The 26,728-nt window shown below is 49.6% G+C and carries 18 protein-coding genes; 11 read left to right on the top strand and 7 right to left on the bottom strand.

The window, feature by feature from the left end:
* The first annotated feature begins 380 nt into the window (after positions 1 to 380).
* From MJO57_RS12465 to scpB, 3 genes are read left to right on the top strand one after another with little or no spacing between them, the layout of a single operon-like run.
* Complete coding sequence (locus MJO57_RS12465) at positions 381 to 1,556, top strand: tryptophan--tRNA ligase (protein WP_252025698.1); 1,176 nt, start codon at positions 381 to 383, stop codon at positions 1,554 to 1,556.
* A 57-nt stretch (positions 1,557 to 1,613) separates the two neighbouring features.
* Positions 1,614 to 2,504: a ScpA family protein gene (locus MJO57_RS12460; protein WP_252025696.1), complete on the top strand. Its 891-nt coding sequence runs from the start codon at positions 1,614 to 1,616 to the stop codon at positions 2,502 to 2,504.
* A gap of 14 nt (positions 2,505 to 2,518) precedes the next feature.
* Entirely contained in the window at positions 2,519 to 3,343 is an 825-nt protein-coding gene (gene scpB, locus MJO57_RS12455) for an SMC-Scp complex subunit ScpB (protein WP_252025695.1), read from the top strand.
* 200 nt (positions 3,344 to 3,543) lie between these two features.
* On the opposite strand, the gene MJO57_RS33265 is transcribed toward scpB, so the two are convergent.
* Positions 3,544 to 3,678, bottom strand: coding sequence for a hypothetical protein (locus tag MJO57_RS33265; protein WP_371924828.1), 135 nt, complete (start codon positions 3,676 to 3,678; stop codon positions 3,544 to 3,546).
* A 424-nt stretch (positions 3,679 to 4,102) separates the two neighbouring features.
* Here MJO57_RS33265 and MJO57_RS12450 point away from each other — a divergent pair, with 424 nt between their 5' ends.
* On the top strand, positions 4,103 to 5,491 hold the full coding sequence (locus MJO57_RS12450) for a hypothetical protein (RefSeq protein ID WP_252025693.1): 1,389 nt from the start codon (positions 4,103 to 4,105) through the stop codon (positions 5,489 to 5,491).
* Between the two features lie 307 nt (positions 5,492 to 5,798).
* On the opposite strand, the gene MJO57_RS12445 is transcribed toward MJO57_RS12450, so the two are convergent.
* A complete protein-coding gene (locus MJO57_RS12445) occupies positions 5,799 to 13,553 on the bottom strand; it encodes an AAA family ATPase (protein ID WP_252025692.1) in 7,755 nt (2,584 codons plus the stop codon).
* Between the two features lie 794 nt (positions 13,554 to 14,347).
* Between MJO57_RS12445 and rluB the strand changes: the two genes are divergently transcribed.
* The 4 genes from rluB to MJO57_RS12425 all read left to right on the top strand — a co-directional run bounded on the left by rluB (position 14,348) and on the right by MJO57_RS12425 (position 18,584).
* Positions 14,348 to 15,229, top strand: coding sequence for a 23S rRNA pseudouridine(2605) synthase RluB (gene rluB, locus MJO57_RS12440; RefSeq protein ID WP_252025690.1), 882 nt, complete (start codon positions 14,348 to 14,350; stop codon positions 15,227 to 15,229).
* A 159-nt stretch (positions 15,230 to 15,388) separates the two neighbouring features.
* Positions 15,389 to 15,682: a YebG family protein gene (locus tag MJO57_RS12435; protein WP_252025688.1), complete on the top strand. Its 294-nt coding sequence runs from the start codon at positions 15,389 to 15,391 to the stop codon at positions 15,680 to 15,682.
* 230 nt (positions 15,683 to 15,912) lie between these two features.
* Positions 15,913 to 18,213 (top strand): 5-methyltetrahydropteroyltriglutamate--homocysteine S-methyltransferase, encoded by a 2,301-nt coding sequence (metE, locus tag MJO57_RS12430; RefSeq protein ID WP_252025686.1) that lies wholly within the window; start codon positions 15,913 to 15,915, stop codon positions 18,211 to 18,213.
* Positions 18,210 to 18,584: a YkvA family protein gene (locus MJO57_RS12425; protein WP_252025684.1), complete on the top strand. Its 375-nt coding sequence runs from the start codon at positions 18,210 to 18,212 to the stop codon at positions 18,582 to 18,584. The genes metE and MJO57_RS12425 overlap by 4 nt, the downstream gene beginning before the upstream one ends.
* A 355-nt stretch (positions 18,585 to 18,939) precedes the next feature.
* Here MJO57_RS12425 and MJO57_RS12420 read toward each other — a convergent pair whose 3' ends face one another.
* The 5 genes from MJO57_RS12420 to ahpC all read right to left on the bottom strand — a co-directional run bounded on the left by MJO57_RS12420 (position 18,940) and on the right by ahpC (position 24,106).
* The gene (locus MJO57_RS12420; protein WP_252025682.1) at positions 18,940 to 19,614 is read right to left on the bottom strand and encodes a hypothetical protein; all 675 of its coding nucleotides are present in this window, start codon (positions 19,612 to 19,614) and stop codon (positions 18,940 to 18,942) included.
* A 974-nt stretch (positions 19,615 to 20,588) separates the two neighbouring features.
* Positions 20,589 to 21,071 carry an IS1595 family transposase gene (locus MJO57_RS12415; RefSeq protein WP_252026893.1) on the bottom strand — a complete coding sequence of 161 codons (483 nt, stop codon included), beginning with the start codon at positions 21,069 to 21,071 and terminating at the stop codon, positions 20,589 to 20,591.
* Entirely contained in the window at positions 21,040 to 21,528 is a 489-nt protein-coding gene (locus tag MJO57_RS12410; protein ID WP_252018524.1) for a transposase, read from the bottom strand. Before MJO57_RS12410 ends, MJO57_RS12415 begins: the two co-directional genes overlap by 32 nt.
* A 240-nt stretch (positions 21,529 to 21,768) precedes the next feature.
* Complete coding sequence (gene ahpF / locus MJO57_RS12405) at positions 21,769 to 23,352, bottom strand: alkyl hydroperoxide reductase subunit F (protein WP_252025680.1); 1,584 nt, start codon at positions 23,350 to 23,352, stop codon at positions 21,769 to 21,771.
* Between the two features lie 184 nt (positions 23,353 to 23,536).
* Positions 23,537 to 24,106: an alkyl hydroperoxide reductase subunit C gene (ahpC, locus tag MJO57_RS12400; protein WP_252025678.1), complete on the bottom strand. Its 570-nt coding sequence runs from the start codon at positions 24,104 to 24,106 to the stop codon at positions 23,537 to 23,539.
* A gap of 183 nt (positions 24,107 to 24,289) precedes the next feature.
* On the opposite strand from ahpC, the gene MJO57_RS12395 reads away from it, so the two are divergent.
* The 3 genes from MJO57_RS12395 to MJO57_RS12385 all read left to right on the top strand — a co-directional run bounded on the left by MJO57_RS12395 (position 24,290) and on the right by MJO57_RS12385 (position 26,659).
* Positions 24,290 to 25,048, top strand: a complete 759-nt coding sequence (locus MJO57_RS12395; RefSeq protein ID WP_252025676.1) for a sulfite exporter TauE/SafE family protein — start codon at positions 24,290 to 24,292, stop codon at positions 25,046 to 25,048.
* A gap of 248 nt (positions 25,049 to 25,296) precedes the next feature.
* On the top strand, positions 25,297 to 25,665 hold the full coding sequence (locus tag MJO57_RS12390) for a hypothetical protein (RefSeq protein WP_252025674.1): 369 nt from the start codon (positions 25,297 to 25,299) through the stop codon (positions 25,663 to 25,665).
* Positions 25,616 to 26,659, top strand: a complete 1,044-nt coding sequence (locus MJO57_RS12385) for an ISNCY family transposase (RefSeq protein ID WP_252025672.1) — start codon at positions 25,616 to 25,618, stop codon at positions 26,657 to 26,659. The genes MJO57_RS12390 and MJO57_RS12385 overlap by 50 nt, the downstream gene beginning before the upstream one ends.
* Positions 26,660 to 26,728 lie beyond the last annotated feature (69 nt).

The raw sequence follows: 26,728 nt of genomic DNA, 5'->3' as shown, positions 1-26,728 counted from the left end.
CTGCCACTTCCTGTCGAGATTAAGTCGTATGTGTACCACCCACTTTCCCTGTGAGCCGGGGATGAGCCGCCTTGGCAAGTCGTTGTCAACGTTTAGCCTTGGTAGCGGACAGGTCTTCAATTGCTGCAGTGTAAAACTCCATGATTGGGTACCAAGGTTTCACTGGCGGGCCCCCAAGTTTTTGCCTGAACAGGCTTAAATTAAAAATCTGCAAGAAAAAACAATCTCAATAATGAAGACTGCAGGTCTTATTTCAGGCCAGAGAATACGGCCCTGAAACCCTTTTCCCTGGACGAAAACTGTCGTACCCTGTCCAATCAGGACAAACATGGGAGAACCCTTTGAGCGCTGTAGACCCTCAGTCGCGAGTTTTATCTGGTATGCGACCCACTGGCCGATTACATCTTGGTCATTATCACGGTGTTTTGAAAAACTGGCTGGCACTGCAACACGAATACGATTGCTTCTTCTTTGTCGCTGACTGGCATGCACTGACCACGCACTATGAAGATACCCAACAGCTTCAGCAGTATATGCTGAACATGGTCACTGACTGGCTGGCGGTGGGTGTTAATCCGGGTTCTTCCACCCTGTTTATCCAGTCCAGGGTACCGGAGCATGCCGAACTGCACCTGCTGCTTTCCATGATCACCCCTCTCTCATGGCTGGAACGGGTTCCAACTTACAAAGACCAGCAGGAAAAACTCCGGGAGAAGGACCTTTCTACCTACGGTTTCCTGGGGTATCCACTCCTTCAGAGTGCAGACATTCTGGCCTATCGGGCGGGTAGTATACCAGTGGGCGCTGACCAGGAAGCTCATGTGGAGATCACCCGGGAAATTGCCCGTCGTTTTAACCATCTTTATGGTCGTGAACCCGGCTTTGAGCAGAATGCCGAAATGGCCATTAAGAAAATGGGCAGAAAACAGGGGGAAATATACCGGAAACTCCGCAAAACCTATCTGGAGAAAGGGAATGAAGATGCCCTGGAGACGGCCAGGGCTCTGCTGAAAGAACAGAACAACATCACCCTTGGAGACCAGGAGCGTCTGTTTGGTTATCTGGAAGGTACTGGCAAGGTGATCCTGCCAGAGCCCCGCGCCCTGCTGACCCCTCAGGCCAGGATGCCGGGTCTGGATGGGCAGAAAATGTCCAAGTCCTATAACAACACCATCAGTCTCCGGGACAGTGCTGACGAGGTGGATGCCAGGATCCGGAAAATGCCCACGGACCCGGCACGTATTCGTCGGAACGACCCGGGTGATCCGATGAAATGCCCGGTATGGCAATTCCACAGACTGTATTCTGACCAGCAACGTCAAGAGTGGGTACAGAATGGCTGTGCCAGCGCTGGCATTGGTTGTCTGGACTGCAAAAAACCATTAATTGAAGCGGTTCAGGCTGAGCTGGAGCCCATTCGCATTGAAGCTCTGGAACTGGAAAATAACCAGGACGTGGTAAAGAGCATTATTACCGAAGGGTGTGAGAAAGCCCGGGACGAAGCCCAGGACACGCTTAAGGAAGTCCGTGACGCCATGGGGCTGCACTATCGTTAATCCTGGCCCGGAACCGATACATTGGATCACAAAGACCCAGCAAGAGGTGAACTGCCCATGACCACGACGGAAGCCGTGGCCGAACCACCCGAACCGATGCCAGCTCCACCGGCAGCAGATTCGGTTTCCGCTGCACTTGAAGCGCCTCATGAAGAAGCGCCTAATAAAAGAGCGGAGAAATCACTGGCACTGGTTAAAGGTCAACCATTCACCAGGCTGCCAGACGATCTCTACATTCCACCGGATGCTCTGGAAGTCTTTCTGGAAGCCTTTGAAGGCCCGCTGGATCTCCTGCTCTATCTGATCAAGCGCAACAACATGGATATCCTCGATATCCAGGTGGCCCAGATCACCCATCAGTACATGGAATACGTCAAATTAATGGAAAGCTCCCAGTTTGAACTGGCAGCGGAGTATCTGGTTATGGCAGCAACGCTGGCGGAAATCAAATCCCGTATGCTGTTGCCACGAACCACAGCAGCTGAAGAGGAAGAAGACGACCCCCGTGCCGAGCTGGTCAGACGACTGCAAGAGTACGAACGGTTTAAGCAAGCGGCCGAAGACCTGGATGAGCTGCCCAGAATGGGGCGTAATATCTGGCCGACAACCGTTCAGGCGCCTGATTATGAGCGGATTCAGGTGCATCCGGATGTTGATCTTCAGGATATACTGATAGCGCTCAGCGAAGTGATGCGTCGGGCTGACATGTTTGAGCACCACCATGTGGCGGAAGAGGCACTTTCCGTTCGAGAGCGAATGAGTGAGGTTCTCGCCATGCTCTCCCCTGAACGCTTCACCCCATTTGTCGCTCTCTATCGGGTCAGCGAAGGCCGACTGGGTGTGGTGGTTACCTTTATGGCCATTATGGAACTGATCAAGGAGTCCCTGATCGAGCTGGTACAAAGCGAACCCTTTGGACCGATTCATGTGAAGGCACGGGTTGAATAACTTGGAAAATATCAATGAGCGAAAAGCCTGATCTCTCACAGATCCTGGAAGCGGCCATCCTGGCCAGCAGTCGTCCACTGACGATAGAACAACTGGCAGCCCTCTTTCCGGAAGAAGAGCGGCCTGACGGGAACGAGATTCGTGAAGCCCTGGTTAAGGTATCCGAAGCCTGTGATGGGCGCGCCTTTGAGCTGAAACAGGTGGCTTCCGGCTTTCGCTTCCAGGTTCGTCAGTCCATGGCCCGTTGGATTGGCGGTCTCTGGGACGAGAAGCCGCAGCGCTATACCCGGGCCCTGTTGGAAACCCTTGCCCTGATTGCTTACCGCCAGCCCATTACCCGGGGAGAAATTGAAGAGATTCGTGGCGTCAGTGTCAGCAGTAATATCATCCGTACCCTGCAGGAGCGAGAGTGGGTTCGCGTTGTTGGTCATCGTGATGTCCCCGGCAGGCCCGCCATGTTTGCCACCACCCGGCAATTTCTGGATTACTTCAATCTGCAAAACCTGAATGAGCTGCCACCGCTCTCTGAAATCCGCGATCTGGAAGCCGCCGCCAAGGCTCTCGAAATCCCGGAAGCCATTACCGAAGCCCTGGCTGTTGCAGGAGGCACTTTAAAGCAGCCCGAAATGGCAGACCAGGAAGTGATCCGGGAACGTTCAGCCCAGGAACTGTTCGATGAACTGGACGCCATGGAAGCCGAGTTACCTACGGGCTTTAATGACTTGATCAAGAAACAGAAAGTGTCCGCCCCGCCGCTGGATGGGGAAAATGAGCAGCATGGACAGGCACCAGAAGATGGGTCAGCAGTTCCTATGGCTGAAGACTCTGAGACAGGCTGAAGACTCTGAGACAGGCTGAAGACTCTGAGACAGGCTGAAGACTCTGAGACAGGCTGAAGACTCTGAGACAGGCTGAAGACTCTGAGACAGGCTGAAGACTCTGAGACTGTTGGAGTGACGTCTGACCAACGAACATCCTCCCGCCCTCAAGAATCCGGGACTAAGGACTTTTCCATTGACGAATAATAAGTTCCAAGTCGTTAGATTGTTGCTCTGACAAGATAATCTGTTGGATAAGGCCGGATGGCATTTTCCGTCACGGCATTGCTGCTATCAAGATCGTCAACTTCACAGTACACCACCAACTTCGACCATTGGATCAGAGCATAGCTCATGGCTTTACTGACTATCGCTTAAACTACGGAACTTTTGGATGGCTTGTCAGTCAGATATGTTTCCGGGAGGCTGACCTAGGAGGCTGACCGAGAATAGCGCCCGTAGCGAGGATGGCAGAAAATTGAGGATAAAAAGCCGGAAATTTTTAGTGAATAGTGGTTCTATTTGCTAAAAATTTCTGGCTTTTTAGACCAATTTGCTGCCACCGCAGTAGGGCAGACTATTCTCGGTCAGCCTCCTAGTACATCATTTCATTGGTTTTGACGTGCGCCGTTCATCCTGAGCTTGTCGAAGGATGGTGCCACCGCACTTCGACAAGCTCAGTGCGAACGGAGTACGGAAGCGTCGATCTCATTGAAACTATGTATCAGTCAACCTCCTGACACCCATAGGCAGACGTTTCAGAAGATAGTTGGAGCTATTATGAAAGCGATGAGTTTCATACCAAATTTTCTTGTTAATCCCCGGACTATCAATCCTCGAATGATCGCAACAGGATTCGCAACAGGATTGTCGCGCTGCACAAAACATTCGGGCAATAATGACTCTGCCGGAAACCCGGAAAATAAACTGCAGCAGATAGCCGGGCAACAACAAAAACTGCTGAAAAGCCAGCAATCATTAGCGCACTCGGTAATGGCATTCAACGGGCGATACATTGCATTACCCAGTGAAGTTCAGGAAAATTTAATGCAACGATGGCGTGAGGATTGCCCCTATGGATGGACAATGGATGCAAGAACACATCTGCTTATAGGAAGCAAAGTTACCAGAGTGGTCTTTAGAACAGAAGACAAACGCTGTGAGGAAAACCTCTGGAATGATCTGCATTCAAGAATCTACTCAACGGTTATCGATAATCAAGGATTTACTGGTCATTTGTATAAACACTCCGTCATCCCCTCTGAATATTATCCTAAACTGTCCAAAATACCTGCCCGGGAACCGGTAGTGGAGTTGGAAATATCCAGTATTATGCCGGAAGCTCGCAACAAGATGATAACGGAATTGTCATCGATAATTGGTAACCCGGTTTATCGGCTCCCGCAGGTTCTGGTGGATAGCAAAGCAGGGCCACAACATTGCCAGGAGATGGTCAGGGAGTTATTGGAAAAGGTGACTAACGACGGTTTACCCTGCGCAATCGTTGCTATTGATGTGGATCAACTGGACGATATTTATCCTGATTCTGATTTGTTATCAGAAATTAAGCAGCAATTCACCCGTTGCGGGCAAAAAGCGATCCTTTTGCTAATGAATTCTGATGAAGTAGATATGTCAACTTATTCCCCCGACACTCATCGCTACCACGTAGAACCACCTGCAGAAATCCGGCAATTAGTTGAAAATCAGAAAGTGGTGACAGACTTATTGGTTAAATATAATGAACTTTGTAAAGAGATACCTGCTAAATCTCAGTCCGGGTTAAAGAATCGATTATTATCAGGACTCCCTGATGGATGGAGAATGGCAACCACCGTAAGGGCGAACAAGTTTCAGATTACCGAATTAATATTTGAACCAGATACCAGAAAATCTGACAATCTGTGGAAAACAATCAAGGACTGTGCGTCAGCAAACAAAATGCCCACTGACATTGACTGGCTTACCACCAAACAAATACTCGACAAAGAAATATCCTGGGGTTTGTCTGGGCAGAAAGAGAGCGATAAGTGCAACGAAGTAGTTAAGAATTACTTTGAGAAACTGAAGCAATACTGCGCTGATCAAGGCCTGGATGAGGTAACTCAGGATGCAGTAAATGAGTGTGCTTTCAGCCTGGAACTTCAGCTTTACAGTGAGAGGCGCTGAGGATTTCAGCATATATTGAAAATGCTCCCCGCCAAGCCGCTTAGGAATTGTCCTGAAATAACTTCACTGTTTTCAGTCCCGGGCTTCGTTCGGACTGAGCTTGTCGAAGTCCGCTGGCAACACCCTTCGACAAGCTCAGGGTGAACGGAAATAGGGAAAAAATTCAGAGACTATTCCTTAGCGGGGAGGTATATTGCGCGTTTTTTCTGTTCTTCAATGTCGATCATTTTCTTCTGAACGAAGGCATCTTTCTGAAGCAAGGACACCCGGATCAGTTCACAGAAATCAACAGCCAACCTCCACGCCCTTACACGAATGAAGAAAACTCTTCATAAAGGGAGTTCATATCAACAGAGTTAATAAACTCGCAGGCAATAGCAGTCATTTCCTTCTTCCTTAAAACAATCCCGTCTTCAGCATTATGGGCTTTCAACAAATGGGATTTATCAACATCATCTTTTTCATCAGAAATAATTGAAAGTAGGATTATCAACTCTTCTGCTGATTTTGGTTCATGGAAACCAAAGTTGTTGCTTATCCTGATAGCACGATATCCAGGCTCACGTTGCTCATAGAGCTTCACTATCGTTGCGTCCAGCCAGCAGATACCCAAACGTCCCCCCCTGGAATTAGCAATTCGAAATAAATAATGACAAAAGGCTAATTCCATAGGTTTTTCCAACATATTGATCAGTTCGATATCCTTTTTTTCGGGTGACTTTGATGGCGGTTCTACATCGGGTCGATTTTGGTAAAGCTGCTCACAAAGTTCTTTATTTTTTTGTTCAATCGGGGTTTTAGTCCAGTCAGGGAATCCAGCGATAATTACCGGCCGATGAGCTGTTTCTCCATACGCAACGGCAGGAAATGCCGGCCTCTGAGCTAACAGCCGTTCAATACTGGGCATCCCGTTGGGTTCATCAGACCAGGACGGTGACAGTGTTCGGGTAGCGATTGCTGCTTCCAGCCAGGGTGAATGCCCACCGTGGTCCCGAATAACGGCAAGATTCTGGATTTTTCTTTTAGCCATTTCATGACAACGTTGATTTTTACCCAGGTAGGTATTATGCCAGCGCTGCAGGCAGGCTGTTGCCATTATTCTGGTATCTTTATGGTTCTTCAGGTGTTGGAGCAATTTATAATGTTGGTATAAATAATTAGGACTATTGAATATCAAATCGGGGTCAATTTCCTTTGATTCTAACCATCCGGATGACAAAGCGTGCAGGCACAAATCCTTAAACCTTTCTATCACGGCAGGGTCTTTGAGAGTGGATCTTAATTCGTTGAGCTCGGCTTTACTGTTGAAGTAAAAGTATCCACTACAATATTGTTCAAAAACAAATTTTTTTATATGATCTAAATTATCTGTGTCTTTTTTGTTTAAAATATTAGCACCAGTCAACCCAAAGCCTGACGAGCCTTCAATCTCTTCCTTTAAACTCCGGGATTGAGTACCTAAATAACACATTATGGCTACATTCGGTACTTCGCCTGATGTTACAAAACTGGTCAAGCTTTTCTTTATCATATTGTGTAACCTATTAGCGACATAGAAGTATTCACATTCGCTGAAATCTTCTATCTGCAGGGAGTCAAGTTGGAATAAAAGATATTCATAGTGTACGTTATAGTTCCGTGAGTATTTCATCAATCCGGCTAAATCTTTACTCGAGATCAGACTCATTAGTTCGAGAATAATGCTCTGCCAATTTCTAAAATCATAATCAACACCGGGATCATTAACCAGGCGTTCATAAAGCTGATCCATCTTTTTGAAAAGCTGACTGAAATCTTTTTCGTAAAGTATCAGGTAGGCTATAGCGTCAATCAAAGAATTTCTATATTGCCCGCCCCAGCGTGCTAACAACAGCTCACCATTATTCAACTGATTATTATTACTGTGTATCAGTAAATCAGCCCCCGTTGCAAAGGATGCCATATCGGGTGCATGCCATAATCTATCGATGAGTCTGCCGCATAGAGGGGGAGGATGGCGACTGTTATCAGAGACTGGCCTGAAGGTAATGGGCATCGGCTGGGCAGAACTTGCGCTTGCTCCAAAATTCAGACTCACTGTTTGGGAAACCGGGTTCACTAACTCCGGCAACGGAAGACCATTTTTTAACCTGTTATCCAGTTGGTCAATACCTATACCCAATACCCTTGCCAATGTGCTTCGTTGTGCAAGCGGTGCATTTGCCAAATGCAGGGTCAATTTTGGCGGGAGTTTTTCATGTTTGCCCTTTTCCATTGGCGGCAATTCAGGCTTTTCCAACCGGGAGTTTGTTGGCGCTCCGCCAAGATGCAATTTATTCCAGGAACGACCATTGTCCCTGGAAACCTCTACGTATCGGTGATGATCACCACGCACAATCCGGGCAGGTATTCCGAAATAGCGGCAAAGGGCAACGAATACCGGTGCACGGTGTCGGCAAGACCCCTGACGGGAGCGCACCAAATACTCAAACAGGTTGGCATCAGGGCTTGCCATGGATTGACCACTAAATGCCTGGCAGTAACTGGCTATTGCATTAATCCGCTTGATTATGTTATTGGCGGCCAACACTGCCTGCAACTGTTGCTGCTGAGGTTCGGGCATCCCGGTTTGACTGTTTTTATCGAAAAGCCTGTCCAGAATGGTTTTTTCGGCGGCTGAACAACGGCTATCCGGTCGTGGTTCCTTATGGTCTGAAGGAACCAAAACACCTACAGGCCGCCTTGCTTCTACAATGTAGGTAATTTTAAACGACTGGTCATCGCTTAACTCCGGCATGCGTAACATATGCAGCCCGGTATAACGATCCCTGATCATGTGAAAATGGGCAAACGGCTGAGTCCGTAATGCCGTGATGCTCTCCCCCGGATTCAGACTGGGCAGGGGGTGCCAATGCCCGACTTGCACCGTCAACGTCAGGACAGCCAGATTTTGTTCCCGGGACAAGGGTATGACGCCCTCTTCAGGTAATGTTATCCCGGGAATGACCGCGTCAAAGCCATATTCTCCGAGCTTGACGCCTTGAATGGTAATATCCCCTTCATCGGATACCACCATGTCTACCACAGACAATCGGTAAAGCGCGGGAGCAGTGTTTCCAGTAAACAGTTGTTTAATGCAGTAGTTGGGCAATGGCCTTGTCTGATAATCGGTTACTCTGTCCAGCGACCTCATCTGTGATCGAGGCAGGCAGGCCTGTTTATCCGGGCAGAGCAAATCCATTTCGGCAGCGAATGCAGAGAAGGAATCCATGGAATCTTCATCCATAGAATCTTCATCCATAGAATCTTCATCCATGGAATCTTCATCCATAGAATCTTCATCTACCGAATCTTCGCCAGAGACACCATCTGACATCAGAAGATGTCCATCACTGTTGGCAGGATAATCCAGCATCTCGCAGAAAGACGCCCATGCCCCGGCCCACAAATGAGCAGCACTGAGAATTTCTGCGCTGGACAGGCAACAATCCGCTTTAACCAGGTAGGGCCTGTTGGCATTCATAGCGATGGTCAGTCTATGGGTCTGGTCCATGGTAAATACGTCTTCAGCCGGCAGGTCCGCGTCAGCAAAATACCAGGTAAACCATCCCTGCTGCCAGCGTCGATAGAGGGCTTGAGTCAGCGTGTCATCGGTTTCTTTCGGTTCACTGGGTAGGCCTGATTGTTGCCATTGAGCCCTGGCCAACAGTTTCACTACCTCCCGTTGTGCAGCGTCGATAGCCAGAGAGGCAGCGACAGCGATGGTACGTTTTTCAACATTAATGCTGCTGCCTGAGCCACTTCGTTCTATCAACCATGGGCGGTCATCGGGACGCAGGGTTGCGCTGAACCACTGACAAAGTGCTGGATCAATAGAGCGTTCTGATGAAGCATTCATCGGGGTTTTGGTCAATTGATTCAGTGTACACCCGGCAGCCATCAGGTGTAATCGATAATGCCGCGAGGTCTGTCGCTCCAGCGATGGCTCGCTGTAATCACCGGAGGCGGCAACTGCTCCTGCCAGCCTCTGCAAGTCGAGACTGGTGGGTTGCAGCCAGGGTTTTTGTCGGCTCAATTGACTTCTCAGTTCGCAGTGCCAGTGGCTCAGACAGGTTGCCGCCAGTCTGCCATCAGCGCTGTATGGCAGCATTTTTTGCGCAATGGCCAGCAGCTCTTCCCGATTGTATTCACGGATGGAAATTTGCCGGAATCGTCCCTTCAAAGCCGGAGAAATGGGCTTGCGCCCGCTGAAATGGGCCGGGTTAATGGTGGCGAACAGATGAAAGCCGGGGTGTGCATCTCCCGCTAAAATGTCATTGAGTTCCCCCTCCAGATACTGGCTGTCAATGAGATTCAGTTCCGAAATGACCAGAATATGGCCTTCGGTCTGCGCCCGGGCAATGTGGTTGCACAAAGTTTCCCATTGACAATCAAAGGCATTCAGGTATTCCACCGAAGGCATCGCTTCATGGCATTGCCGAACCTGATCCTGGTAACTATTGATCAGCAGTTGCAGGGTAGCATCCTTACCACGACCCGCTGGCCCCTCAACCAGAGTGGCTTGTCGGCCACCATGTTTTCTGCCCCGATGATAGGCCTGTTGACAACGACTGAGATCCTTAACCAGCTCTAGCACCAGCTCATTCACTGCCTGAGCGGAGGTATCGAACCTTGGGCAGGTGTCGCGGGTCGACATCCGAAAGGCATCAGCCAGCGGTGCCAGCCGACCCTGCTCAACCCCCTTGACCAGGGTTCCGTCCACTGGAAAACGGGCCTCGAACCAGATCTGCAGCGCCTGGTATGCGTTGTGTTTTTCCCCGGACCATTCCGGGCCAAGGAGATCCCGGAAACTCTGTAGTATCAGGCTGTGAATTCGGGGCAAGGTAATTTCCGTGTCGCGGCCATGGGGCAGGGCCTGATCAAGATACCAGCCTACCCAGGCGCAGGTGTCGGTCAGATCTCTGGGGGTAAACTCATGGTCAGGCAGCAGCTCAGGAAAGTTCTGCCAGAGGGCAAGCGCGCTGATGGTGGCCTGCTGTGCCAGCAAATCAGCTTTTTGTTCAGTCAAATGGAGGAGAAGGTGCTGCCTGAGGGCGGGCTCAATTACCCTATCCTGCAGGAATGCCTGATCCAGGGGCTTATAGTATAGCGATGGTAATCGGTTTTTTAACGCTTGATCCAGTCGGCGCCCTGAATAATGCTCGGGATTACCGGTCAGGATCACCCGGTGTTGACTGGACACCGGAACCGGGTGAGCACCCTCGTAAATGCACGGCGGGTTTTGCCAGAGCCCCAGCAAAACGCTGTGCAGGCCCTGTTGGGCTAAATTCGCCTCATCAATGACCAGAGTGACATATTCTTCTTCAGAAGATGACCGGGTGCTGGCCCAGCGGAGCAGAACCTGTTGCAGTTGTACCATGAACCGATCCCGGTCTTCTGTAACCTGCCACGTCCATCGCTTGATCAGGCTCTGTTCGGTGGCTGAGGGGCCTATAGAGACAATAAAGGCAGGGCCTGAGGCGTTCGCCAGCCTGGCTGCAAAGTGACTTTTGCCCGTACCGGTCTCGCCTTCCAGGAAAATCACCGGTGATTGTCCCAGCCGGGACCGTAAGCGATGCAGGCGACGAATTTCCCGATCCTGCTGATCAATAGAGCCGCTGAAAAGGTCATCAGCCAGTGCTTCAAGGGGAGCATCTTTACCTCCTGTCCAGTTCAGATGCTTTGCCAGTAACTCTTTAATCTGCTGCTTTGCGGCAAGTTGATTGCATGATCCATCCCGGGACAAGTGAAAACAGTCGGCTGCCAGCTGCTTGATGACTGCCGAGCGGGTCTGCCCATCGGCCCGCAGGCACCAGCCGGATGCCAGGGCATCCTGCAGCCTTTTGATCCGGATGCCCGATCTTGGCTGCAAATTCTGACCGGTAACGTTCACCGGTAAGTTGACCGGTAGCTGCATAGCAATTGCTTTGCGTAATTTTTCCGGCCCAAAAGCCGCGATGAGACGACCTATTATCTTCGAGGATTTATGCAGTTGCGTGATTGACAATGGCTCATGAAAAGAGAGCGTCAAGGCGCCACATCCTGCATTGGCAAAGACTTGTGGATGGAAGGCCCGGGCCAGGGGCCAGATTGACGCATTCTTGAAACTCTGCAGGCTCAGTTGCCGATAATCAGCCAGGGTTCGGGCTAAATAGTCATTATCTACCCAGAGGGAGAGAGGCGTGTCCGGCAGCAACTGCTCACAGGCAAACTTCATAAATGCTCGGACTGTGGGATTCCTGCGGGTGCCGTGGGTTATCACACTGTTAATGGCTTTACGCCAATGCGCCGGTTCAAGGGTATCAGCCTGATCCAGTTGTTTTTCCTGGTTTGCTGAGCGGATCAGCTGATCCAGCAAGGATGCTGTTAAGGCCGGCAACTGACCGGGAACCTGGGTGACGCCAGAACCCACCGTACTGAATGCCTGGTAAATGCCATGGATGGCCTGATTCGGCAGGGCATTACGGTCAATACCATAACGAATGGCAGCATGTTCCCAGATATCGATTTCATCGCACGCCCGGGCAGATACCAGCCACTGGTTCCAGAGTGGTGAGCTGCTCTGTGCCGCTGCCGGCCAGAGCAGGGTAACATGGGCGTTGGGCAACGGCTGGACGACACCGTTAATCAGTAATGGCTGGGCACAGCAGAGGGGTTCCAGTAACCGCTGAAGATGCTCATTGGTTTCCAGGCCGCGGATGACCACCGGTTGTCCACTTTCAAGGGCGGCCTGCAAAGCGGTGGGCTGCCGACCAAACCGGGGCTCTCTTTCGGAGGTGACATGGATATTGTCAAATAACTGGGTAAAGGTGGTTTGCGCATTAACCCGGATCAGCAGTGGTGTCGATGGCTGCTCTTGTAGCCATTGAGTGACTTGCGCTTCCTGTTGATAGCTGATCACCTTAAGCCGTTCGCTCTGGCATATCCGCTGACATAATTCAGGCAGTCGATGCGAATCCGGGCTTTTGGCTGCATCTGGCTGAGGGACCAGGCCAAGATGTTCTGGCTGATCCTTAAGATGAGCAAGGACAATTGCCGGTTTCAATCCTGTTGTATCGTGAATGCTGTGCAAAAAGCCCAGCAGCCTGAACCAGTTCTCCTCGCTGATAGACGACGTTACGGTTACCTCGCCACCAGCCCGCATCTCATCGGCAAACGATGTATTGGGTACGGCATACCCCTGCTCATCAATCCGGATATCATTGAGCCAGGTGGCCAGATTGGCGCTATTGATGATCAGCGGTTTTTCCGGAATATCGTCACTCATCAGAGGCTGGAATAACTGCGAAAGTTCCTGTTGGCCAACACCGGCCCGGAAGAATTGAATACCGTCCGGCAAGCGCCGTGGCTGGCCGTTGCATTCAAACTGTTGTCGGGCTATCAACAAGCGGATGGTCTGTTCAAAGGCCAGATCCCCCCAATCCGCTCCTTTAAGGATCACCCGCTGCCCGGGGGACAGTGTTGCCAATTGCCCGGGGAGGTGGCAGATTTTCCCGCTGCTGCTGACACCCGGGCCACCAAACAGCAATTGACGCCAATCCGGAAACAGATGACAGTCCACGGTGATGGCCCCGTCATGGGCCATGGACATTTCCGGGTGCTCAGGCAGCAATGGACCATCCGGAACAGGGGAAATAGTGGACTCTTCACCCTGCCAGGTGTTACCGGGACGGTTGATGCGGCGCCAGAAATCAGCGCCCGGTACCCGACCATGGCCTCCGGAACCGCTCAGCTGTTCCGGGTCGGCCACAACCAGCAGGGTGACATGTCCGCCAAGAGCACGTTTTTTCCGGGTAATCCGGTCATAAAGGCATGGATTATCCGGATCCAGCAGATCGTTGAACCGGGGCAGCTCTTCGCTGGACAGATTTCGGATATCCAGCACCAGGGTAAGGGGCACATCATTGACAAATAATTTGCCCGGTTGCATACGGGGATATCCCTGCTCTGTAATCTGCAGCCGGTATAACAGACTATCCCGGCACAAATCATCGGGATGAGCGAGCAGAATAACCTCACTGGTCGCTGAAGTTGCCGATGCCAATAAGGACCTGACATCATTTTTTGCAGCAAAGCGGAAGTCAAAAGCAGAACTTTTGTTTACAAAACGATAATTCGTTTCGTCTTTTGTGACCGATCGAGCCTCAAGAGGGGGAACGGTTATGGACGAATCCGACTGGCCAAGAAAGGGTCTTGTTGTCAAGTCCACAGCTTGAGTGGACAAGTTGTCCTGTTCAGTGTGGCTGGTGAATTGGCAATATTCCGGTTTCCTTCTGGCAGGCGGTTGATTGTATTCGTCTGTGATAGTTTTGCGACAGCCCGCAGTGGTCAGGTCCATTGTTACTCCTGGATTTTATGAAATTATCATGGGTTTAATACGGGAGAGTGAAAAAACAGCAACATCCATCGACCGGGAATCCTGGCATGTAGGGGATACCTGCTGTTTAAGTTGGGCTAAAACCAAATTTCCCCTTTGAAATCTGCAAAGGCAGTGAATCCATTCAAGAACTCTCTTTATGACACTCTTTATGACACTGAAAAGCCAGTTTTGTTCCAATTGATATTTGTCTAACGGTAAACACAGGAGCGAATCGATGACTTGCTGGCGCCAATTTTACCAGCGTAACAGGAAACCCCTACGCATCGGCTTATTCTTGAGACCTCCGCACAGCCCGGATCAAAGGATGCTCCTGTTCCGCAACCCTGTCTGCATAAGGCAGCGCTTTTACACTCATCATTGGATTTGACTGCGGCTCAACCGGATTGTTTGTACCCGGACCTGCCGTTATACTGCGTTCCCTCTTGTACAATTCCGGGCGGAGACCCCGCCGATATCCCATGACCACAGAAACTACACTCCCTCCGCAGGGCGAAAAACTGCAAAAGATCCTGGCGGGCGCTGGCCTTGGCTCACGCCGTGAGATGGAGCGCTGGATCACTGAAGGACGCATCAGTGTCAACGGTGTCAAAGCCAGCCTGGGTGACCGCGCAACCCCGACCGACACCATCGCTGTGGACGGCCGGATCATTAAGCTGGAAGCCTATGCCTCCGGTATTCGTCGTGTCATCGCTTATAACAAACCAGAAGGCGAAATCTGCAGCCGTTCCGATAAGGAAGGCCGCCCAACGGTATTCGATAAACTTCCCAAACTGAAAGGTGAGCGCTGGATCTCCATTGGTCGCCTGGACCTGAATACTTCCGGTCTGTTGCTGTTTACCAACGATGGAGAACTGGCCAGCCGCCTGATGCATCCCTCACACGCCATTGAGCGTGAGTACGCCGTACGGGTCATGGGCGATATCACCCAGCAGAAAGTGAAAAACCTGTTTGATGGCGTTGAGCTGGAAGACGGTATCGCTCGTTTTACCGATATTGTGGACTCCGGTGGTACCGGCATTAACCATTGGTTCCACGTCTGCATACTGGAAGGCCGTAACCGTGAAGTCCGTCGCCTTTGGGAATCCCAGGATCTGAAAGTCAGCCGTTTGAAACGGGTTCGTTTTGGCAGCATGATCATTCCTGATCACCTGCGTCAGGGGCAGTTTCAGGAGCTGGAAAAACCGGATATCGACGCACTGGCAGCACTGGTGAACCTGTCACCGGCACCTGCTTTTCACAAAAAGCCACAGGATCGACTGAAGAAAAACGAAGTGCAGGCCAGGAAGGTGAAAGGCAGTGCCAAACGTTTCAGCCCTCATCCGAAAAAACGTTCCCGCTAAGTCAACTGATCAAACTGAAGAGCCTCCAGATGAGTGGCCGGCTTGACCGGCAACTGCTGAGTTCCATTTTTCCGCCGCGGTAAGTTCTGTTCGATAGTCTTCTGGACAAAATAACTGTATTTACATACAGTATGTAAGACCCAATACAGGAGGAAGCCCATGTCTATTACCCCCATGTGGCGAGTTGACCGGGACGGAAGCATGTTTACTGATAAGAAAGCTGCAGAAGAACACGATCGTATGCTCGAGCTGGCCGATGGCATCACCGGCATGCTGGAAGCCAATTTCAAGATTGATGAACAACTGGCAGAAGAGATCGGTCTGCTGATGTCTCGCAACAAGGATATTCTCGCCAAAGCTTTTAAAGGGAAGCCTGAAGTACTGCAGGAAATCCACCCGGAGAGTGAAGTTTCAGCTAATAATACTGTGGATATTCGTGAAGCCATCGCTTGATTTTGACGCAAGCCACAAAGGCATGAAGCATTCGCACCTGAATCCTGCAGTCCCAACTTCAAATGCCCAAAAGCCGGAATAGTTCGAACTATTCCGGCTTTTGATCGATCACTTTTGTCGAAAATGCCGTTTGATGAGTTTGATTCAAAACTAACTCTCCAACAGAATCACGGCTACTCTTTGATCAACCCTGAAAACAATAAGCCTGTCGATCTGCCCGGAGTTATTTCATGATCACCACCCATAACCTTGGATTTCCACGAATAGGTGCCAACCGTGAGTTGAAGAGAGCCCAGGAAAGTTACTGGCGTGGCGACCTGTCCAGGGCGGAGCTGTTCGAGGAAGGCCGTCGCCTGCGTAAGCTGCACTGGCAGCTGCAGAAAGAATCAGGACTTCACCTGATTCCGACGGGGGATTTTACCTGGTATGACCAGGTGCTGAATCACTCTCTGATGCTGGGTGCGGTGCCGGAACGATTTTCGGAAGCTGATCCTGATGATATTGATACGCTATTTCGTATGGCCCGAGGTCAAGCGCCCACTGGAGAGCCTGCTGCTGCCTGTGAAATGACTAAATGGTTTGATACTAACTACCATTTTATAGTGCCGGAGTTGTATAAAGGCCAAAAATTCCAGCTATCTAACGCTGCTATTCTGGATGAAACCGCCGAGGCTATTGAGCAGGACCTCAGGGTAAAACCGGTACTGATCGGCCCACTGACCTGGCTGTGGCTTGGTAAAGTCAAGGGTGAGATTTTTGACCGACTGGAACTGCTTGACAGTGTAGTTGAGGTTTATGGCAGCGTTCTGGCCAGGTTGGCCGACATGAATGTGGAGTGGGTACAGATTGACGAACCCATTCTGGTTCTGGACCTTCCTCAGGAATGGAACCAGGCGTTTGAATCGGTATATAACCGACTGCAGAGTTGCAATGTAAAAATCCTATTGGCCAGCTACTTTGGTGGCCTGAATGGTACAACGACCACAGTGGTCAATCTGCCAGTGGATGGCCTTCATATTGATCTGGTTCGCGGCCCTGATCAGTTACCAGCACTGCTTGACCGCTTGCCTGCCTACAAAGTTTTATCGGCTGGTATTATTAATGGCCGAAATGTATGGCGCTCAGACCTGAAGCAGATATTGCAGCAATTGAAGGAGGCAGCGGAGCGGCTGGGAGATCGGCTGTGGGTAGCACCAAGTTGCTCATTACTCCACGTTCCGGTTGATCTGGAAAATGAAACTGAGCTTGATGATGAGCTGAAATCCTGGTTTGCTTTTGCCAGGCAGAAATGCCAAGAGGTATCAGTCATTGGTCAGGTTTTAACCGGTGGGCACCAGGCGCAGGATCCGGCTGTGCTGAAATTGATTACTGAAGCAGAAAAAGCTGTGTCTGCCAGACAACAATCTCAGCGGGTTCATAATACAGCGGTAGAGCAACGGTTGACGGCATTAAAAGACGACAAGGATATTGACCACCGCCACTCTCCTTATGCAGTTAGGGCAACATTACAGCACGAAAAACTGAATCAGCCTGAATTTCCCACAACCACCCTTGGTTCTTTTCCTCAAACACGGGAGATACGACAGAAACGCTTACAGTTTCGTAAGGGGGAATTAGATGAGCAGTCTTATATTGAAGCCATGCAAGAAGAAATCCGGAACACAATTAAAAGACAAGAGTCGCTTGGCCTGGATGTACTTGTCCATGGAGAGGCAGAACGCAATGATATGGTTGAATATTTTGGCCAGCAGCTGGAAGGGTTTGCCTTTACTGTCAATGGCTGGGTGCAGAGCTATGGCAGTCGCTGTGTAAAACCACCGATTATTATCGGTGACGTCAGCCGCCCTGAGCCGATGACCATTACCTGGAGCCGTTATGCTCAGGAACAGACCAGTCAACCGGTTAAAGGCATGTTAACCGGGCCGGTTACCATTCTCTGCTGGTCATTTCCAAGAGATGATGTGAGCAGAGAAGTGTCTTGTCTGCAGTTAGCGTTAGCATTAAGAGATGAAGTCGTTGATCTTGAGCAGGCGGGTATAGGCATTATTCAGATTGATGAGCCCGCCATTCGGGAAGGCTTGCCTTTGAGAAAAGCAGACTGGCCAGCCTATCTGGAGTGGGCAGTAAAAAGCTTTCGAATTGCTGCCAGTGGCGTAAAGGATGAGACTCAAATCCATACCCACATGTGTTACAGCGAGTTTAATGACATTATTGAATATATTGCGGCAATGGATGCGGATGTCATCACCATAGAAACTTCCCGCTCTGATATGGAACTGCTGGATGCATTTGAAGCGTTTGAATACCCCAATGAGATTGGCCCTGGCGTTTATGACATTCACTCACCAAACGTCCCCAGTATTGAGTGGATTCAACAGCTGATGACCAAGGCCGCAAAGAAAATTCCCAGGCAGCGTTTATGGGTCAACCCGGACTGTGGGCTGAAAACCAGAGACTGGCCTGAGGTGGAAGCGGCTTTGAAAAATATGGTAGAGGCTGCAAAAAGACTAAGGGTCAGTCAGACTGGGTGATCAAAAAGAAAATATTTGGAAGGTGGTGCATGCAGAACGACACTGAATTCACTAATCATTACAGCGAAAACAGTTTTTGGGATAAGGTCAGGAAATTCGCCAAAATTGCCGGCGAAAACGTTTTGGAACCTGCATTAAAACTCTATTACGCAGCCAACGATGAGCATACACCAACCTGGGCAAAGGGTATCGCTTACGGCGCACTGGGCTATTTCATTTCACCAGTCGATGCAATGCCGGATGTAATGCCGGTCGTTGGTTATTCTGACGATATGGGAGTACTGATAGCTGCTATAGCTGCAATTGTTGCCCACATCAATGAAACACATGCCCAAAAAGCCAGAGAAACCCTGAAACAGTGGTTCGGCTAACATTCTGATACAGTACGAGCAAGGTCTTATTCAAACCCATGATAGATCGTGCCAAACACCCTTCGACTCCACTCAGGATGAACGTAGATGGTACACGTCAATCTCATTGAAATGATGTATTAGTGTCTGCCAGAAAACCCTTGAATAATCCGTGATGGCAGAGATATCGACTTCGCCTAACTGCTTTTGTGGCTTAATGGTTTAGCGCATGAGTGAGAAAACAGCCTGTCAGTGGAAATCTTCAATGATTAAGTAAGGCCACTGACTGCTGTTTTCAAGGGCTGATGGGTTTTCGGACAAGCACTATATGCTTTTACAAACAAAACTTCCGATAACAACCTATTAATGCGAATATTTAGTCAACCTCATGGCCTTGATTGAGTATCCGGGTAGTTTTACCCATGATTTTACGTCCAAGGACAATAGAAGGTCTATAAGGATGCAGTATTGCCGCCAAGCCAGAGGGATTATAGTCATCATCAGAATATTCCCGATAACCTGTGGAACCGCCACCACCATGATAGTGATGATGAGTCGTATCCATGAATATGAAAACATTGCCACAACCACTGCCACAGTCGCCACCACCCTGACTCATGGCGATAATTGCTACAGCCGTTACCGCAGCAATGGCTACTCCGGCAAAGATGCATTCTGCGCCATGTTTTGGCAGCTCATTATACAGTCGAGACATAAAGTTAAAGGTCTTTCTGGCGGGAGTAATAGCATACTCGGACAAACTTTTATGGGGTTTCCCACGGATGTGGTCAGTCGCTATTTTTGCCATACCGAAGACGGTACCTCCGGTGGCAGCAAGTCCGGTAATAGCCATGGTGGTCACATAGTAGGCAGCAAAAACACCGCCGTTCACTACCGTTGATGCCAGACGGAATGGCATGGCAACCGCCTTGCCGGCAGCTCTGCCGACACTTGACCATATAGAACGCCTGCTGTCTTTCTCCATGGTTGGAGCAGAAAATCGGGCATGACCGAGATGAGTAGAGGTTGGGATTACATTTGGATAGCTCATAATATAACGTCCTTGTTGATATCGAGAGATAGGTAACGTGTGGTGATTAAACGCAGACTATCAATATCGGAAGCTTGATTGACTAACAAGGAGGTTAGGAATAGCATCAGTCAGCCTGAACGACTCCCTGGAACCGTAGTGGGGCTTTGCAGGTGGTGCACGGGTAAATGTGTGCCTTTTTGTGCACGATTATGTCGGATTGTTCCCGGGGCAAACATTTTTCCCCGGCATTGTTAGAGCCAATTTTTCCGGGGGCTGTTTCGGGTATCATAGCGCTGGCAGCGGTCTGCAACTGGAGGACCCCTGTCATGATGGATTGCCATTCCCGCCCATTGGTCCATTCTGTCACGGCAGAAAACCTTCAGTTTGTATGGAATGGGAAGGTTCTCATAACCATTGTGTTTACGTATTTGGATTCGGATAGTCCTGCGACACATTGTTGTCGAAGGGGATTGTAAAATCTGACATGAACCGCAGTGTTTCAGTTTTCAACTCAATAAGTCGTTTTGTGCATTCTCTTTCAAGAGCATCTCAGTCGACATAGTTGCATGCAGCCCAGGAATCCTGTTGGCGAATGTTGGTAAAAACAGTGCTTAAGAGAATGGTATAAAAATCAGAAAATGCCAGATCTATGTGAGGGGGGCTTAACAGTTACGACAAAACTGAAGTTTAATAGCGATAACTTGCTATCTACGTTGTTCCCTGAAAAAAGATCCTGAGCTTAATAAGTAGCTAGTTCTCGTCCAAAAACTCTGCAGCCTATGCGTGCCAAGGCTTAGAGGGAAAAAATCAAGTTTTGTTTTGACGCCTTTTTCAACCAGTTTTCGGGGGCTACAGCGGAGTTGATGTGATTTTCCTGTAAATTCAGAGCACGTCAAATCTCTGTAGGCTACGTGGCCCAAGGGCTATAGTTTTTGGATGGGAACTAGCTAACCATATGAAATCAAATGTGGCTCTTTTCCAATTCCAGACTGCTATGTAACCAGCAAGTTGACTAAGGGCTGAAGAAGACTTTTGCCTCTTCGGCCAATATTATGCAAAAACTCAAAAAAGCCAAGGTAAAGGGGTAAAGCCTCTTGGGATATTCCCCTGTGAGGCCTTAGCCACGAGCGTAGAAGTGACCAAAACCCCTCCATAGTATTAACATGCACCTCGTAAATACCGTCTTTGTCATCATCACGAGCATACTCACCTTTGCCGTGACAGACCGTTTTATGTCTGAAGCCCCAGCTTTCAAGGTCATCATAGATGTTGTATTCATCGGTATAAATCTGGCTCTGTGGGGCTACGTGTTTCTTGATAAATGGTTCGATTGTCGCCTTCTTAACGTTCGACAGCATGTTGATAATGACCTGACCTCCCCTTTGAATCATTCCCAATACCGGCGGTTTGTCTTTTTCAAGAGTCCCACGGCCCGGAGCGCCTTTAAGCCTTCTTTTTCTCGGTGGACGATCCAGATTTTTTTAATGCTTCAGGGTGTCCCTTGTGACCAGCTACAATGTAGACCTCGTCGAATTCAACTTCGCCATCAAGAATCACTTCAGGCTTTCGGTCAACAACACCATTTCGTAAGACTGTGGTCATATGGTGTGCATCACTGACACACAGATCAAGTTCCTGAGCTATCTGGCTGTTGGAGACGTTCAGCCCCATTAAATAGAGACAGGCAATCCAGACTTTGAGTGGTCGGTGGTGTCCTGCGAAAACCGTATTTGTCAGGTCATCGAAGTAGCGCTTACAGGACTTACAGTAATAGTGCTGGCACTCTACCTGCACATTGTCGTGTCCATTCTTTTTGACATTCTCAGAATCACAGTGCGGACAGAGAACAGTGCCATCTGGCCAGCGGTTCTCACGGATCATCTCAAAGCAGGTGTCATTACTGATGATATCTGAGATTCGGCCTATATTCATGGTCAATGCTGGCGATGGCTAATTATATCCACCAAGGATAGTTCAGCAGTTCGGAATTCGAAAAGAGCCTCAAATGTTTCTGACTCCATATGGCCAGCTACCTAAATGAGACCTCATTTATACACACATGATGTATTGTTTCCGGAGTTTTCCAAGGTCTTTTTTAATCAGAAAGCAAGTATTATTACATCTTCCAAAATAACCAAAAGTTTTATGCCAAAATATCAAAGCACCGACAAATCAAGCCGCTTTCTGTTGCTGGAGCTCTGGCGTACGGATCAGGTAATCAAACGCACCCAGTGCAGCAGTAGCGCCACTGCCCATGGCAATAATGATTTGTTTGTAGGGTGCGGTGGTTACATCACCGGCGGCAAACACACCAGGCAGGGAAGTTTCACCCTGGGCACCGACGACAATCTCACCTCGCGGGCTCAACTCCATAGTTCCCTTCAGGAACTCGGCGTTGGGAACCAGACCGATCTGGACAAAAATACCCGACAACTCAATTGTATTACTGTTATCCGTTACCCGGTCGGTGTAACGCAGTCCGGTCACCTTCTCACCGTCGCCCAACACTTCTGTGGTCAGCGCTTCGGTAATGATATCGATATTGCCCATGGAACGAGCCTTACGCTGCAGGACTTCATCCGCTCTGAGCTTGTTATCGAATTCCAGAACCGTTACATGTTCAACAATTCCGGCCAGATCGATGGCCGCTTCAATACCGGAGTTACCACCACCAATAACTGCAACTTTTTTACCCTTGAACAGCGGGCCATCACAGTGTGGGCAGTAGGCGACACCTTTACCACGATATTCCTGCTCACCCGGCACGTTCATTTCTCGCCAGCGGGCACCGGTGGCAATCACCAGTGAGCGGCTTTTCAGTGTTGCCCCGCTTTCCAGCTCAACCTGAATCAGGTCTCCCACCTGTTCCGCTGCAACAATACGGCTGGCACGCTGCTGAGTCATGATATCCACATCATAGTCACGGACATGCTCTTCCAGACTTGCCGCCAGCTTGGGGCCTTCCGTTGCTTTAACGGAGATAAAGTTTTCAATGCCGACGGTATCCATCACCTGGCCACCGAAACGGTCCGCCACGATGCCGGTACGAATGCCTTTACGGGCACTGTAGATCGCCGCAGAGGCACCGGCAGGACCGCCGCCAACCACCAGTACATCAAACGGTGCCTTTTCAGCGATGGTTTCTGCCTGACGCTGGGCAGCCCCGATATCCAGCTTGTTCAGGATTTCCTGCAGAGAGATACGACCCTGGGCAAACAGTTCACCGTTCAGGTAAACCGAAGGAACCGCCATAATTTTCCGTTCGTCCACTTCTCTCGGAAACAGGGCTCCATCAATCATCACATTGGTGATGTTTGGATTCAGGGCCGACATAATGTTCAGGGCCTGCACCACATCCGGGCAGTTCTGACAGCTCAGGGAAACGTAAGTTTCAAAACGGTAGTTACCTGCCAGTGCTTTTACCTGCTCTGCCACCGAATCATCCACCTTAATCGGATGACCGCCGCTGTGCAGCAACGCCAGAACCAGGGAGGTGAATTCATGCCCCATTGGCAGGCCGGCAAAGCGGATTTCACTGCCCGTTGCCGCTGAACGAACCAGCATGGACGGTTTGCGCTCATTGCCGTTATCTGCCCTGGCAACCGATACTTTGTCAGACAGACTGGCAATGTCGTTTGCCAGAGACTCCATTTCAGCTGACTTATTGCTGTCGTCCAGGAATACCACCAACTCAACGGATGTTTTCAGATTCTGCAGGTAGCTCTGTAACTGGGTTTTCATATTTGTGTCGAGCATGGTCGAACCCCTGTTTATGGCAAGTTATGGAAAAACGGTATTGATAAGGCGAAGGATGGTTTCTTGCTTTCTTTTTAAAGCTGGCCAGGAATGTTGAACAACGGTTTACTCAGCATTCCTCGTCAGCCTTTGAGCCGTCCCCGTACGGGCAGTCCGGGGATGGCAATCAGCAACGGTCAATTATTTAGATCTTGCCAACCAGATCCAGGGAAGGCGCCAGCGTCTCTTCACCCGGCTGCCATGCCGCCGGGCAAACTTCGCCGTCATGCTCAGCGATGTACTGGGCAGCCTGTACCTTGCGTACCAGGTCTTTGGCGGAACGGCCAATACCCAGGTCGTTGATTTCGATCGCCTTGATTTCACCTTCCGGATTGATGACGAAGGTGCCACGCAGTGCCAGGCCATCTTCTTCAATCATCACACCGAAATTGCGGGTGATGGTGCCCGTTGGATCGCCGATCATTGGGAACTGGATTTTCTTGATAGTTTCAGAGCTGTCGTGCCATGCCTTATGGGTGAAGTGCGTATCCGTTGAAACGGAGTATACTTCTACGCCCATGGCCTGCAGCTGCTCGTAGTGGTCAGCCACATCACCCAGTTCCGTTGGGCAGACAAAGGTGAAGTCAGCCGGGTAGAAGAACACCACAGACCACTTGCCCAGCAGGCTCTGTTCAGTCAGATCGACAAATTCACCATTGTGGAAAGCAGTAGCTTTGAATGGCTTGATAACGGTATTAATCAGAGATTGAGTCATTTGATTTTCCTTTTTGCTTCGCTTCTGATGAGTGTTTTTGGGTTTAAAGTGTACTGTTCACGTGGTAAAGAATACGACCAGAGCATCAAATATCAAAATTGATTAAAGAAATACCTTCAATAGATTTATTTAATTGATAAAAACTCGGATTACCAAACAAGAAAACGACAACAGGAATGGTTTATGGAAGTGACGATAGCATCATCCGCAATACTGATCACACTGGGCGTACTGGCCGGCATAATCAACACCCTGGCGGGCGGGGGTTCCAACCTGACGCTGCCAGCCCTGATGGTCATGGGCATGCCGGCTGATATCGCCAATGCCAGTAACCGGGTTGGCATTTTTCTACAGAGCCTGACCGGAGCCATTGGCTTCAAGCAACATAATCGTCTGGAAACTACCGAAATTTTGCCGATGATGATTCCCACTCTGGTGGGAGGCCTGATGGGAGCACTGACTGCATCTTTCAGTCCGGAGTGGATATTAAAGCCCATGTTGCTGGGCGCCATGGTCATCATGAGCCTGATTATGGTATTGCGGCCTACATTGGTTGTTCCTCCAGAGGGGACGGTGCCATTAAAAGTTGCCGACTCACCAAAATCCCGGACTGGCCTGACCATAGCCGGATTCTATGGCGGCTTTGTACAGGCTGGTGTTGGCTTTATTCTGCTGGCAGCGGTATGTGGCGTGCTCCGTTACGACCTGGTGCGCGGCAATGCCTTGAAACTGGTCTGCACGCTGGCTTTTACGATGGTGGCCCTGATCGTCTTTATTGCCCGTGATCAGATAGCCTGGATTCCGGCACTGATTTTGTCTGTTGGCTATATTACCGGAGCCCACTTTTCGGTGAAGTTTGCCATTAAGGCCAAATCCGACACACTGAAAAAGCTGTTGCTGGTCATGACCATTTGTGGGTGTTTTTCAGCGATGTCTTTTTAACTGAAACCCGGAGCATTAAAACGAATTTTAAGCAAGTCGATACTAATGCAATCGTTTATGTATGGGTGCCGGAATACATATGGATAAGAGTCATCATCAGCCTCGTATCTAGTTCTCGTCCAAAAACACAACCAATTGAAAACTGTAGATTTTATCCTGAAAAATTAAGTGGAGCCCTACTGCTATCTGGCGACTAAACTTCCCAAGAGCAAGAAACATAAGGGATTGCCAAAAACAGAGGACTCCAAATGCGCAAAAAACGCAACCCGCAGTGTAGTATGGAACTCCATTACGTACCTCATGAAATCTGCTCCCAGCTTTCCGGTATCTCGCAATGGCTTGACGCCCATCCACAGTTCAATGACTGGATTTATGAGGACTTAAGTTCTGGTGATAAACAGAACACTGGGCGGAACGGACTATCAGCAGAATCCGTTCTTCGTGCGGCACTCCTGAAACAGTATTTGAATTGTGATTATGACTACTTGTCGTTTGTTTTGATGGACTCCATGCTCTTTTCGAGACTTTTGTCGCCTCGAACCAAACCAGCGCCCCAGTCGCTCCAGTTTGCATGGGCTCATCAGCCTTCTTACTGCATCTACATGGGAACGGATTAATAACTGTCAGCTAATGACCGCTAAAGATCAGGGTATTGAAAAAGGGCGCACTGTGGCTATTGACAGCACAGTCACCGAATCGGATATCAAACCTCCTTGCGACAGTGATCTTTTAGCCAGTTCCGTTAAAGAAATTTGTCGGCTGCTGGAACGGGGACAAACACTGACAGCGACACCGCTTTATGAATATACCCATCACAACCGAGCCGTAAAAGATGCGGCCAGAAAATGCATCTACGCTGGCAAAGAAGAGCGGCATCAGCATTATAAAAAACTGCTGCAGTTGACCCGAAAATCCCGGAAGGTACTTATCGAAGCTACTGTCACGCTAGCAAACGCCCGTCAGCAGGGGCAGTGTCTCCTGGCTGATGATGCCGACAAGTGGCAGGCCGATGTGGATCACCTGTTACCCCTGGTGGATGCAATAGTCTCCCAGACAGAGCGCAGGGTCTTTAAGGGTGAAAAGGTGCCAGCCCAGGAAAAAGTGGTTAGCCTGTATGAACCCCATACGGATATCATCGTAAAAGACAGGCGGCAAGTACAGTATGGCCATAAACTGAACCTGGTTCAGGGAAAAAGTCGATTGATCCTGGACCTGGTTATTGAGGAAGGTAACCCAGCGGATTCGGACCAATTCATTCCGATGATGGAAAGACAAAAAGAAATTTATGGTCGTGTACCTCGCCAGACAAGCGGTGACGGCGGATACGCGTGTCGCGCTAATTTGGAAAAAGCCAAGGCCATGGGAATCAGCGATGTAGCTTTTAATAAGAAGCGCGGACTTGAAGTCGAAGAGATGACTAAAAGTCAGTATGTGTATAAAACGCTCTTTCGCTTCCGGGCAGGTATTGAAGCGGGAATTTCGTGGCTAAAGAGATGTTTTGGGCTATCACGTTGCCACTGCAAGGGTTCTGAGCGTTTTGATTCTCATTGCTGGTTATCGGTGGTCTGTTACAACCTGGTGATTCTGGCCAGACACCCGGCACCATCCTGATAGCCACCTCCACGCTACATGAAAGTACCTTTCCAGCATGGTGGGAGGATGTTTTCTGCCTGCTTTTCG

The organism is Endozoicomonas sp. SCSIO W0465, from assembly GCF_023716865.1.
In the GTDB taxonomy this organism is placed as follows: domain Bacteria; phylum Pseudomonadota; class Gammaproteobacteria; order Pseudomonadales; family Endozoicomonadaceae; genus Endozoicomonas.
This window is presented reverse-complemented; position numbering and strand designations above follow the sequence as displayed.